Origin of the sequence: Neorhizobium galegae (assembly GCF_017877055.1) — a bacterium.
In the GTDB taxonomy this organism is placed as follows: domain Bacteria; phylum Pseudomonadota; class Alphaproteobacteria; order Rhizobiales; family Rhizobiaceae; genus Neorhizobium; species Neorhizobium galegae_D.
On the sequence record NZ_JAGIPG010000003.1, the window covers coordinates 31,579 to 43,231 of the forward strand.

General features: G+C 61.9%; 11 protein-coding genes. 5 read left to right on the forward strand and 6 right to left on the reverse strand.

Translation table 11 applies throughout. The features are described 5' to 3' along the window. The first annotated feature begins 4 nt into the window (after positions 1-4). From J2857_RS19440 to J2857_RS19460, 5 genes are all read left to right on the forward strand, one after another. Positions 5-2,266, forward strand: coding sequence for a molybdopterin-dependent oxidoreductase (locus tag J2857_RS19440; protein WP_210011760.1), 2,262 nt, complete (start codon positions 5-7; stop codon positions 2,264-2,266). A 7-nt stretch (positions 2,267-2,273) separates the two neighbouring features. Further along, entirely contained in the window at positions 2,274-2,774 is a 501-nt protein-coding gene (locus J2857_RS19445; protein WP_245363597.1) for a CMD domain-containing protein, read from the forward strand. Continuing rightward, positions 2,771-3,349, forward strand: coding sequence for a peroxidase-related enzyme (locus J2857_RS19450; protein WP_210011762.1), 579 nt, complete (start codon positions 2,771-2,773; stop codon positions 3,347-3,349). Before J2857_RS19445 ends, J2857_RS19450 begins: the two co-directional genes overlap by 4 nt. 195 nt (positions 3,350-3,544) lie before the next feature. Beyond that, on the forward strand, positions 3,545-5,056 hold the full coding sequence (locus J2857_RS19455; protein WP_245363599.1) for an ABC transporter substrate-binding protein: 1,512 nt from the start codon (positions 3,545-3,547) through the stop codon (positions 5,054-5,056). A gap of 151 nt (positions 5,057-5,207) precedes the next feature. Then, positions 5,208-6,050 carry an alpha/beta fold hydrolase gene (locus J2857_RS19460; RefSeq protein WP_210011764.1) on the forward strand — a complete coding sequence of 281 codons (843 nt, stop codon included), beginning with the start codon at positions 5,208-5,210 and terminating at the stop codon, positions 6,048-6,050. A 262-nt stretch (positions 6,051-6,312) separates the two neighbouring features. On the opposite strand, the gene J2857_RS19465 is transcribed toward J2857_RS19460, so the two are convergent. The 6 genes from J2857_RS19465 to J2857_RS19490 all read right to left on the reverse strand — a co-directional run bounded on the left by J2857_RS19465 (position 6,313) and on the right by J2857_RS19490 (position 11,645). Beyond that, entirely contained in the window at positions 6,313-6,501 is a 189-nt protein-coding gene (locus J2857_RS19465) for a type II toxin-antitoxin system VapC family toxin (RefSeq protein WP_210011765.1), read from the reverse strand. A gap of 61 nt (positions 6,502-6,562) precedes the next feature. Beyond that, entirely contained in the window at positions 6,563-7,606 is a 1,044-nt protein-coding gene (locus J2857_RS19470; protein ID WP_210011766.1) for a sn-glycerol-3-phosphate import ATP-binding protein UgpC, read from the reverse strand. Further along, positions 7,606-8,454: a sn-glycerol-3-phosphate ABC transporter permease UgpE gene (gene ugpE / locus J2857_RS19475; RefSeq protein WP_210011767.1), complete on the reverse strand. Its 849-nt coding sequence runs from the start codon at positions 8,452-8,454 to the stop codon at positions 7,606-7,608. The genes J2857_RS19470 and ugpE overlap by 1 nt, the downstream gene beginning before the upstream one ends. Positions 8,455-8,463: 9 nt before the next feature. Then, positions 8,464-9,345, reverse strand: coding sequence for a sn-glycerol-3-phosphate ABC transporter permease UgpA (ugpA, locus tag J2857_RS19480; RefSeq protein WP_210011768.1), 882 nt, complete (start codon positions 9,343-9,345; stop codon positions 8,464-8,466). Positions 9,346-9,413: 68 nt separating this feature from the next. Beyond that, the gene (ugpB, locus tag J2857_RS19485; protein ID WP_210011769.1) at positions 9,414-10,718 is read right to left on the reverse strand and encodes a sn-glycerol-3-phosphate ABC transporter substrate-binding protein UgpB; all 1,305 of its coding nucleotides are present in this window, start codon (positions 10,716-10,718) and stop codon (positions 9,414-9,416) included. A gap of 105 nt (positions 10,719-10,823) precedes the next feature. Next, on the reverse strand, positions 10,824-11,645 hold the full coding sequence (locus J2857_RS19490) for an inositol monophosphatase family protein (protein ID WP_210011770.1): 822 nt from the start codon (positions 11,643-11,645) through the stop codon (positions 10,824-10,826). Positions 11,646-11,653 lie beyond the last annotated feature (8 nt).

Below are 11,653 nucleotides of genomic sequence, written 5' to 3' on the forward strand. Positions count from 1 at the left end.
GAAAATGACGCATCTGTTCGCAACCCATTTCGGCACTTACGAAGTCGGCACGGATGCGAACGGGAAGCGCAAGCTCCTGCCGTTCCGTCACGATCCGGACCCTTCGGAAATGGGTCTCGGCTACCTGGATCTGGCCGACCATCCGGAGCGCATCCGCGCCCCGATGGTCCGCAAGTCCTGGCTGGAGAAGGGGCCTCTTGCCGCCACCGGTGTTTCGCGCGGCCGCGAAGATTTCGTCGAGATAAGCTGGGACAAGGCCGCAAGCCTGATCGCCGGCGAGCTTCGGCGCGTGCGGGAGAAACACGGCAACCAGGCGATCTTCGGCGGCTCCTACGGCTGGGCCAGCGCCGGCCGTTTCCACCATGCGCAAAGCCAGCTCAAGCGACTGCTCAATCTCGCCGGCGGCTTCACCTCTTCCGTCAACAGCTATTCCTATGGTGCTGCGGCCGTCCTTCTGCCGCATATCCTCGGGCCGAATTACAAGGATGCCTGCGATACCTCACCGTCCTGGAACGACATTGCCGACGGTTGCCAGCTGCTGGTCGGGTTCGGCGGCTTCCGGCTGAGCAATGCGCAGGTGGAGTCGGGAGGGACCGGCAGCCACCGCGCCGTCGAATGGCTGCGGCACTGCCAGGACAGGGGTGTGCGCATCGTCGTGTTCAGCCCAGCTTCGAGCGATGCGCCCTCCGGTCTAAACGTCCGGCATATTCCGCTGCGCCCGAATACGGATGCCGCGGTCATGCTCGGCATGTGCCATACGCTGCTCGTCCAAGGCCTGTTCGACCGCGATTTCCTGAAACGCTGCACGACCGGCTATTGCGATTTCGAGAGCTATCTGGCCGGCGAGGCGGACGGCATCGCCAAGGATGCCGAATGGGCCTCGGCGATTTCCGGCGTGCCGGCGCAAACCATCGTCGAGATCGCCGAAGACCTGCATGACGTGCCGAGCCTGATCAACGTCGCCTGGTCGCTGCAACGGGCGCGGCGTGGCGAACAGCCGTTCTGGGCTGCGATCGCGCTCGCCTCGATGGCGGGTCATGTCGGCAAGCGCGGCTGCGGTTTCTCCTTCGGGCTGACAGCGGTCAATTCCGTCGGCCAGCCGGTGCGGCGCCTGAAAGGGCCGGCATTCGAACAAGGCTCCAACCCGGTTCGCAGCTTCATTCCGGTGGCGCGGATCACCGAGCTGCTGGAAAATCCGGACGGGCGGATCGACTACGACGGACAGGTTCTCGAACTTCCGGATATCCGGCTCGTCTGGTGGGCCGGCGGCAATCCCTTCCACCATCATCAGGATCTCAACCGGCTGGCCGAGGCTTTCCGGCGCCCGGAGACCGTGATCGTCACCGAGAACATGTGGACCGCCACCGCCAAGATGTCGGACATCGTGCTTCCGTCGGCGTTTCCCTTCGAACGCGACGATGTCGCGGCGGCGTCGCGCGAGAACTGGCTGGTCTACAGCCGCCGTGTGATGGATCCGCCGGCCGGTGTCTTGACCGATCACGAAGCCTATTGCCTGATCGCCGAAGAACTCGGTTGCCGCCAGCAGTTCGACGAGGGGCTGACGACCGACGACTGGCTTGCCCGGATCTACGAGGGTTATCGGGAGCGTTATCCGGAACTGCCGGATTTCCAGGCGTTTCGCGTTCGGGGTTATGCCGCGCTCGACGAAGGCGAGCTTGCGCCGTCGCCCGCGAACCATTTTCGAGATTTCGTCAGAGACCCGGATGCGGCCCCGCTGAAAACAGCAAGCGGGAGGATCGAAATCGGGTCGAATGCCATCTGCGGCTTCGGTTATTCCGACATCGCCGGCCATCCCGTCTGGCTGGCGCCGGAGGAGTGGCTTGGGGCGCCGCTTTCGGCCAGACATCCGTTCCATCTCCTGTCTCCGCAGCCCGCCCACCGCCTGCATGGCCAGCTCGAATATGGTCCCGCGAGCCAGGCGGCCAAGCTTAACGGCTATGAGCGGTTCACGCTGAGCGAGATCGACGCCAGGCGTCTTGCCCTGAAACAGGACGACCTTTGCGAGCTTTACAACGACCGCGGCCGAACGATCGCGGCGCTGACGATCGACAGTGGCCTGATGCCGGGCGTCGCCGTGCTTGCGACCGGCGGCTGGTTTCGTCCCGATACGGATGGCGTCGACCACGGGGGCAACCCGAATACGCTGACAGCGGTTACGCCCGCCTCGCATCTGTCGCAGGCGACCGCCCCCAATTCATGCCTGATCTCGATCCGTCGATGGACCGGATCCGCAGGTGGAACCTAAGATGGGAATGAGTGACTTGGACCAGATCGACATCCTATCCGGCTTGAAGCCGGGCTCCGAGCTCTACGCGATCCGCCGCGAGCGACCGGAATTCGTGGAGGGCACGGAACTGTGCCGCGAAACGGTGCTCAGTCCAAATCACGGCTTTGGCCTCAGCCATGCTCTGCGCGCCGCGCTTGCCTCCCGCATGGCCCGCTTCATCGGCCGCGAGGACTTGGCGGCGGTCTACGATCTGATCCTGGACGATGCAGGCAGCGATCCGGACCTTGCCGCCATTGCCTCCGGCGCCGAAACAGCGGCGTCCGCCGATGCCTTTACCAGCGCCATCATCCGTCATGCCGATCTCGTCACCCAGACGCCGCGCAACAGCAGCAGGGGGGATATCGAGCGCCTCGAAAAGGCGGGCCTCAGCAAACCGCAGATCATCGCGCTGTCCGAGCTGATTGCCTTCGTCAACTACGAGGCCCGCGTCCTTGTCGGTCTCAGCCTGCTGGAGGAGGTCGAATGAGCACATCGCGTTTCAAGGTCAAGGCGCTCTCCTGGTCGCCCTATATCGAGCCGGTCGACGTTGCCACGGCGAGCGAAGAACAGCTGGCTGCGATGCAGGTGACCCCGTCCAACACCAAGGTTTCCCCCTATGTGCGCACGCTGGCGCATGATCCGGAATCCTACGTGGCCCGCACGAAACTGTTCAACGCCATCATGTATGCCAAGGGCGGCCTCGACCGGGCCGAGCGGGAACTGGGCGCGCTCGTCGCCTCCGCCGTCAATCGCTGCGTCTATTGCGCCTCGGTCCATGCTCGCCGCTATGTCGAACTCTCCGGCCGCGAGGATGTCGTCGAGGAGATCTATGTACGCGGCCTCGAAGGTCCGTTCGATGCCAGGACCCAGGCGATCGTCGACTTCTGCAAGGCGCTGTCCGAGACGCCGTCGCAGGCCACCAGCGAGCAGGTACAGGCCCTTCGCGATCATGGCATATCGAAGGCCGAGATCGTCGATCTCATCCACTCCGCCGCCATTTTTGGCTGGGCCAACCGGCTGATGCACACGCTTGGTCATTCTGTCCCTGTCGAAGCCAAATGAACGGAAGGGAGGAAACAGCATGACCGCCAACTCCCGGACAAGCCGATCGTCGTTCCCGGCAGGAGGATGACCGAAACGTTCTGCAATCTTCGCAAATTCGATCCGCTTATGCTCAAGGGCGTAAAATAGAGGAAAAGCGTCTCTTGAGAACGCAGTGTAAACCCATGAAAACCAACGGGAAATAATCAGAAGGGAATGGACGTGACCAGAAAATCGATCTCCGCGGCAATCGCTGCACTTTCACTCGGCGCCACGATCTCGACATCGGCGCTTGCACAGGACAAGACGCTGACCATTGCGATCACCAACACGATCAACACGTTCGATCCGCATATGACGGCATCCGTCGGCACCGACCTTAGCTTGCTCAGCCACATCTATCCGTCGCTGGTTCTGCGCGGGCCCGACATGAAGATCGCTCCGGCTCTTGCAACCGAATGGACGAGCGTCGACGATCTGACCTGGCGCATCAAGCTGCGGTCGGACGCCACGTTCAACGATGGCGAGAAGATCGATGCCGAAGTGGTCAAATGGAACTTTGACCGTGTGCGCGACCCGGCCGTCAATGCCCGCATCAAGGCCTGGTTCACGCTGATCTCCGACGTCAAGGTCATCAGCCCGACCGAGATCGAGATCAAGACGAGTTCGCCCTATCCGGCGATGATCGGCCAGCTGTCGATGTTCTTCCTGCTGCCGCCGAAATGGGCCGCCGGGCACAAGCCGGCGACCGAGACCGCTTCGGGCGGCGCCTATGTCATCTCCTCCGTCAAGCCGGGCGAGAGCATCACCCTCGACGCCAATCCGCAATATTGGGGTCCAAAGCCGGATTTCGGCAAGGTCGTCGTCCGCATCATTCCGGATGCCGCCAGCCGTGTCGCCGCGCTGCTTGCGGGCGAGGTCGATTTCATCAACTCGATCCCGACCACGGAAATTACCCGGATCAAGACGAGCGGCAGTGCCCAGGCCAGCGCGGTGCCGAGCACCCGCACCGCCTTCATCAAGTTCAACACGCTGAAGCCGCCGCTCGACAACAAACTGCTTCGCCAGGCACTGAACTACGCCGTCGACAAGGAAGGCATCGTCAAGGCGATCTTCAACGACCAGGCCGAGATCGCCAAGTGCCAGGTGACATCGAAGAGCTATTTCGGCTTCAACGCCGATCTGAAGCCCTATGCCTATGATCCGGAAAAGGCGGCCGAACTTTTGAAGAAGGCAGGCGGTGCGCCGGCCGAGCCGATCGAAATCGAAGTGCCGACGGGCATCTACCTCAACGGCGAGGAAGTCGTCCAGGCCGTCGCCAGCCAACTGGAAGAGATCGGCGTCAAGACCAAGATCGTCGAGATGCAGTTCAGCGCCTATATGGACAAGTATCTGAAGACCAAGGACCTCGGCCGCATGAGCCTGCTCAGCCAGGCATGGCCGACGATCGATGCCGATGGTCTTCTGACCCTCTTCGCGCCGGGCAACATGTATGCCTATTGGGAGAATGCCGATTTCGGCAAGGCCCTGGCGGATGGCCGCTCGACCATGGACGTGGCGAAGCGCCAGGCGGCCTACAAGAAGGCGACCGAGGTGATGTGCGACGAGGCGCCGGCGCTCTTCCTCTATACCCAGCCCGCCACCTACGGCCTGTCCAAGCGCATCACCTGGACCGCTCGGGGCGACGACTGGGTCCGCGCTTTCGACATGAAGCCTGCGGCGAACTGAGTCCAGGACGCCAGATTGTGCCATCCCGCTTCACGCCGAGGCGGGGTGGTCTTCCATTGGCCCATGACAGTTGTCGAATCCAGCATCCACCGGACCGACGACCCGGCAGACGCACGCACTCGGACGCTATATCAGCAGAATAGGATACCCCATGCCGACAGTGACACTCAACAACGCCACCTTCGTCTACGACGACATCGGCAATCCCGATGCCGAGCCGATCATTGCGCTGCATGGCGGGCGCGGCATCGGCGATCGCCGCGGAGAGTTCAACGCCTACAAGGTCCTGTCGGACAAATACCGCGTCATTGCCTATGATCAGCGCGGCTGCGGGGAGACGAGCCTGACGCCGCCCTACACGTTCGAGCAGCTGGCCGATGACGTCGAGGCCTTTCGCGTGAACCTGTGCGGCGGCCGCAAGATCATCCTCGAGGGCGGTTCGTTCGGCGGCATGATCGCGCTCACCTATGCCGTGAAATACGGCCAGAACCTGTCGCGGTTGATCCTGCGCGGCACCGCTGCCAGCTATCACCACGAAGACGATGCCATGGTGGTGTTCAAGCAGCGTATTCACAAGGCGACCAGCGCTTCACTCGACATGCTCGACAAGATGTTCTCCGACAGGGTCAAGGACGATACCGAGCTGCGCCTGATCTGGCTGGCGCTGCAGCCGCTCTACTACGAAAAATTCGATCCGGATGCCGCGCTGGAGCGCACCCGCATCATGCATCTGCATGCCGAGACCCACAACGCACTGTTCAAGGAACGCCTCTACGATCTGCGCGACAAGCTGAAAGACATCCCGGTTCCGACGCTGGTCGTCTGCGGTGCGCAAGACTGGATCTGCCCGCCGAACCATTCGCGCCTGATCGCGGAAAGCATCCCCAGCGGCGAACTTCTCGAGGTACCGAATGCAAACCATGCGGTCCATGTCGAAGCGCATGAGATCGTGATCGCGGCGATCCGCGAATTTTTGGCGCGGACTGCGAACTGAGGTTCGCAAGCGCGCGATCTGCGATCCGTCAGCATCTCGCATCCTTCCGCCGTGCCGGCGGCGTTCCCGATGGCGAAGTGCCGTCTATGCCGACATGGTCTGCGGCACAGCCGGGACCTTTGCAACGGAACGACGCCCGGGTGATCCTTGGGCTCCTGCTTCGGAACTCCGTCGCCTCGGCAGTCGGTAAGATCAAGACGGCGGTTGAGGCACGGACCGACAAGATCGGCATGGCGATCGGCCGCGGCTTCGATAGGGGACGCTAGCGTTCATTTTCTTCTGCCGCTCGAATGTCTGTTTGAGAAAAATCCTTGCCCTTGAACAACAGGGGCGTGCCATTTCCCGAGCAAAGCACCCGGTCCAGCTCCGTTTCCCGACGGCCTTGACAACGAGTCGTCTTGCCAGCCAATCGGCGAATATTTTGGCCACTTTTCCGCTGGCTTCCCGTCATGCCGAAGCCCCCGCGCCACAGCCGGCGACCTTGTGACGGAACAAGGCCCGGGGCACATCCGTCAAACCCTCTTTCCGGCGGCATCGAACAGATGGAAGCGGGTGGCGTCGGCCGTCAGGGCCATGGTCTCGCCGATCTGGATGCCGGAGCGGCCTGGGACGCGGAAGACGACAGGGCTGCCGTCCGCGGTCACGGCATGAACATAGCTTTCGGCGCCGACCAGTTCGACCGCCGCTACCTGAACTTCAGCCCTGACGGCCCCGGGAACATTGCCGTTGGCGATGACGATATCCTCCGGACGGATGCCGATCGTGGCGGCATTGTTCGGCAGTCGCGCATCGGGCGACATCTTCCAGCCGGCGTCTTCGCCGAGTTTCATGAGGTTCATGGACGGCGAGCCGATGAAGGTCGCGACGAACGTGGTCGCAGGCTTTTCATAGAGCTCGATCGGCGTGCCGACCTGCTCGATCCGGCCGGCATTCAAGACGACCAGCCGGTCGGCCAGGGTCATTGCCTCCATCTGGTCGTGGGTGACGTAGATCGAGGTCGTGGCGAGCGAACGCTGCAGGCGGCGGATCTCGACACGCATCTGGACGCGCAGCTTGGCGTCGAGGTTGGAGAGCGGCTCGTCGAACAGGAAGGCGGCAGGCTTGCGCACGATGGCGCGGCCCATGGCAACGCGCTGACGCTGGCCACCGGAGAGCTGGCGCGGCTTGCGTTCGAGGAATGGCTCGATCTCAAGCGCACGGGCGGCCTCGGTGATGCGGCGATCGATCTCGTCCTTCGGCGTGTTGCGGTTCTTGAGGCCGTAGGCAAGGTTCTGCCGCACGGTCATGTGCGGATAGAGCGCGTAGTTCTGAAAAACCATGGCGATGTCCCGCTCTGCCGGTTCCAGTTCGTTGACGCGTTTGTCGGCAATCGTCACTTCGCCCGAGGAGATGCCTTCAAGACCTGCCACCATGCGCAGAAGTGTGGATTTGCCGCAGCCGGACGGACCGACCAGCACGATCATCTCGCCGTCTTCGATATCGAGCGACACGCCCTTGATCGCCTCGATGTTTCCGCCATAGACCTTGCGGACGTCCTTGAGTTCAATCCTTGCCATTACTTCTCGGTCTCCACCAAACCTTTGACGAACCAGCGCTGCATCAGCACCACGACGATGACGGGAGGAATAATCGCCAGGATCGCGGTGACCATGACGTAGTTCCACGGGGTCGAGGCATCCGCGAAATCGACCATGCGGCGCAGGCCGATGACGATCGTGTTCATCTTCGCGTCATTGGTGACCAGCAGCGGCCACAGATATTGTGTCCAGCCGTAGATGAACAGGATGACGAAGAGTGCCGCGATATTGGTCGTCGACAGCGGCAAAAGGATATCGCGCATGAAGCGGAACGGTCCCGCATTGTCGATACGGGCAGCCTCGACCATCTCGCCCGGGATCGTCAGGAAGAACTGCCGGAAGAGAAAGGTGGCGGTCGCCGACGCCATCAGCGGCAGCGTCAGTCCCGCATAGGTATCGATAAGGCCGAGATCGACGATGACCTTGTAGGTCGGCAGGATGCGCACTTCCACCGGCAGCATCAGGGTGATGAAGATCATCCAGAAGAAGCCCATGCGGAAGGGAAAGCGGAAGAAGACGATCGCAAAGGCCGACAGGAAGGAGATGACGATCTTGCCTATGGCAATCGCGATCGCCACCACGAAGCTGTTGAACAACAGTCGCTCAAGGCTCACCCCGACGACGCGCTCGACGCCGCCCGAGATGGATTCGGTGTAGTTCTCCATCATGTGGCCGCCGGGCAGCAGCGACAGCGGCGGACGGATGATGGCGGTCGACGTCGCCGTCGAGGCGATGAAAGTATAATAGATCGGAAAGGCGACAATGACGATGCCGAGGATCAGCATCAGATGCCCCATGAGGATGGCGAGCGGGCGGTTCTCAATCATCGGGTCACCTCAACCATAATGCACGCGCCGCTCGACGAAGCGGAACTGGAAAGCCGTGAGCGCGATGACGATGACCATCAGCACCACCGACTGGGCGGCCGACGAGCCGAGGTTGAGGTTCACGAAACCGTCGTTATAGACCTTGTAGACCAGCGTCTCGGTCGCCTTGGCAGGTCCGCCGCCGGTCACGGAGTGGATGATGCCGAACGTGTCGAAGAAGGCGTAGACGGTGTTGACGACAAGCAGGAAGAAGGTCGTCGGCGCAAGAAGCGGGAAGACGATCGTCCAGAAGCGGCGGCTGCCGCGGGCGCCGTCGATTGCGGCGGCCTCCAGCAGCGATTTCGGGATTGCCTGGAGGCCGGCGACGAAGAACAGGAAATTATAGCTGATCTGCTTCCAGGCGGCGGCAACCACGACCAGCACCATCGCCTGATCACCATTGAGCAATGGGTCCCAGGCAATGCCATTGCGTCTTAGAATATAGGCCAGGGTTCCCATGGCCGGATTGAACATGAAAAGCCACAGCATGCCGGCAACGGCCGGCGCCACGGCATAGGGAATGATCATCATGGTGCGGTAGAAGCCCTTGCCGCGCACCACGAGATCCGCCGCCGTCGCCAGCAGCAGTGCCAGGCCCATGGAGAGCAGGGCGGTGGCGACGCTGAAGACGATCGTCACCTGCAACGCATGAAGGTAATTCTCGTCCGACAGGATCAACCGGAAATTTGCCAATCCGACGAAATTGCTCTGCAGGCCGAACGGGTCTTCCCGCATGGCCGATTGATAGAGTGCCTGGCTTGCAGGCCAGAAGAAGAAAATGACCGTCAGGATGATCTGCGGCGCGACCAGGAAGTAGGGCAGGATCTTGTTCGGAAAGACGACGGTTTGCACGGGCAGGCTCCGTTGGAATGCGAACGGGGCCGCCCGTGCCGGGAAGATACGGGCGGCCTGGGCGGTGCTTACTTTTCGATTGCCTGCTGGATGGCGGCATTGCCACGTTCGACGGCCTTGTTGAGAGCAGTCTTGGCGTCCTGCTTTCCGGCCAGCATTGCCTCGAACTCCTCGTTCATGATGTCGCGGACCTGCGGCAGGTTGACGAGGCGGACACCCTTGGAGTTTTCGGTCGGTGCCTTGCCCATCATCTGCAGCAGCGGTGCCTGGCGGCCGGGGTTCTTGTCGTAGAAGCCGGACTTCTTGGTGTCTTCATAAGCCGCCATCGTCACCGGCATATAGCCCGAGACCTGGTGCAGGCGGGCCTGGATCTTGGTCTGCGACAGGAAGTTGAAGAATTCCGCCGTGCCCTTGTATTCCGCATCGCTCTTGCCGGCGAAGACCCAGAGGCTAGCGCCGCCGGGAATGGTGTTCTGCGGACGGCCGGCGCCTTCATAATAGGGGAGCTGGCCGATGCCGTAGTTCATGCCGGTCTTGATGATGTCGCCGAGACCGCCGGAGGATTCCGTCAGGATGCCGCATTCCCCTGATGTGAAGAGCTGTTTCGCTTCGGAAGTACGGCCGCCGTAGCGGAAGGTCCCGTCCTTGGCGAGGTCGGCGATAGACTGGAAGTGTTTGACGAAGAAGTCGGAGTTGAAGGCGAGCTTCACGTCCACGCCGGCAAGGCCGTTTTCGTTGCTGCCATAGGAGACGTTGTTCCAGGCGGCGAAGTTCTCGGTCTGGATCCAGGTCAGCCAGGTCGAGCTCATGCCGCATGGGGCAGCGCCGCTGGTCTTGATCTTCCTGGCTGCATCGAACACCTGCGGCCAGGTCTTCGGCGGGTTGGCGACATCGAGGCCGGCCTTCTGGAAGATATCCTTGTTGTAATAGAGGATCGGCGACGAGGAGTTATAAGGGAAGGACAGCATGGTGCCGTCCGGCTTCGAATAATAGGCGACGATGCCGGGCAGGTACTGCGACTTGTCGAACTTGTAGCCGCCCTTGGTGAGGACGTCAGCGACCGGTACGATGGCGCCCTGGGCACCCATCATCACGCCGCTGCCTGCGTCGAAGACCTGGATGATCGCCGGCGGCTGCTTGGCGCGGAAGGCGGCGATGCCGGCATTCAGCGTTTCCGGATAGCTGCCCTTGAAGACAGGAACGATCTTGTAGTCCTTCTGGCCCTCGTTGAATTCCTTGGAGAGCTGCTCGACGACCTCGTTGTTGGCGCCGGTCATGGCGTGCCACCATTGAATTTCGGTGACTGCCATGGCGCTCGACGCCATGAGCAGTGATGTGGTTGCGGCAATTGCCGAAGCAAGAACGATCTTCATGGATGTTTTCCTCCCTTTCCCATGAACAGACGATTGGGTCCGGCAGGACCCTTCTTGTGCGCGTCGCCCGATCCCGAGATTAGGAGCGCCGCGCGGATGCAGCGGCTATGCCGCCGCCGAATCTCCTCCGCTGACACCGGCGATGCGTTTGAGGTCACTGACGGCCCCGGGGCCTGCTGCGAGCACGGGCGCGCCCTTGGTCAGCCGCCCGCCTTCCGTGGGGAAGGGCAGGAACCAGCCGCCTGCTTCCTCGACGATGCAATAGCCGCCGAGGCAGTCCCAGGCGTGCATGTAGGGTTCGTAATAGCCGACCAGCCGGCCGGCGGCGACATAGGCGAGCATCAGCGCACCCGACCCAAGCCGGACGAAATTGCCGCCACCTTCGAGGAGATCGCTGACGATCTTGGCGACGGCAGCCGGCGTGACATGATGGTTGGCGCCGATGCCGGTCAGCCCGTTGCGGATCGTCTTGCGCCCGTCGAGCGAAAGCCGCTTGCCGTTCAACGTGGCGCCCTGTCCGGCCGCTGCGGAATAGATTTCTTCGTAACAGGGCACAAAAATGACGCCGACGACCGGCTTCTTGTCATGGAGGACAGCGATCGAGACGCACCAGTTGGGCATGCCGCTGACAAACGGGCTGGTGCCGTCGATCGGATCGACGACCCAGGTATAACCGGAACTGCCCTCGGCAAGCCCGTATTCCTCGCCCAGAAAGCCGTCATCCGCGAATGTTTCGGACACGCGGTCGCGGATGAGGTTTTCCACCTCCCGGTCGGCGATCGAAACGACATCCTGCGGATCGCCCTTGGTTTCGATGACCAATGTTTCGCGCCGGCTGAAATAGGCGAACGCGACCTTTCCCGCTTCCCGCGCAACCTTTTCGGCAAGCGCGTGACGATCCCTGATTTGCTGCTCGTTATTGTTCATGAAGAAAC

Coding starts and splice junctions, on each gene's coding strand:
- J2857_RS19440 (WP_210011760.1), top strand. CDS start 5: ATGACGCATCTGTTCGCAACCCATTTCGGCACTTACGAAGTCGGCACG.
- J2857_RS19445 (WP_245363597.1), top strand. CDS start 2,274: ATGAGTGACTTGGACCAGATCGACATCCTATCCGGCTTGAAGCCGGGC.
- J2857_RS19450 (WP_210011762.1), top strand. CDS start 2,771: ATGAGCACATCGCGTTTCAAGGTCAAGGCGCTCTCCTGGTCGCCCTAT.
- J2857_RS19455 (WP_245363599.1), top strand. CDS start 3,545: ATGGACGTGACCAGAAAATCGATCTCCGCGGCAATCGCTGCACTTTCA.
- J2857_RS19460 (WP_210011764.1), top strand. CDS start 5,208: ATGCCGACAGTGACACTCAACAACGCCACCTTCGTCTACGACGACATC.
- J2857_RS19465 (WP_210011765.1), bottom strand. CDS start 6,501: ATGACGGGAAGCCAGCGGAAAAGTGGCCAAAATATTCGCCGATTGGCT.
- J2857_RS19470 (WP_210011766.1), bottom strand. CDS start 7,606: ATGGCAAGGATTGAACTCAAGGACGTCCGCAAGGTCTATGGCGGAAAC.
- ugpE (WP_210011767.1), bottom strand. CDS start 8,454: ATGATTGAGAACCGCCCGCTCGCCATCCTCATGGGGCATCTGATGCTG.
- ugpB (WP_210011769.1), bottom strand. CDS start 10,718: ATGAAGATCGTTCTTGCTTCGGCAATTGCCGCAACCACATCACTGCTC.
- J2857_RS19490 (WP_210011770.1), bottom strand. CDS start 11,645: ATGAACAATAACGAGCAGCAAATCAGGGATCGTCACGCGCTTGCCGAA.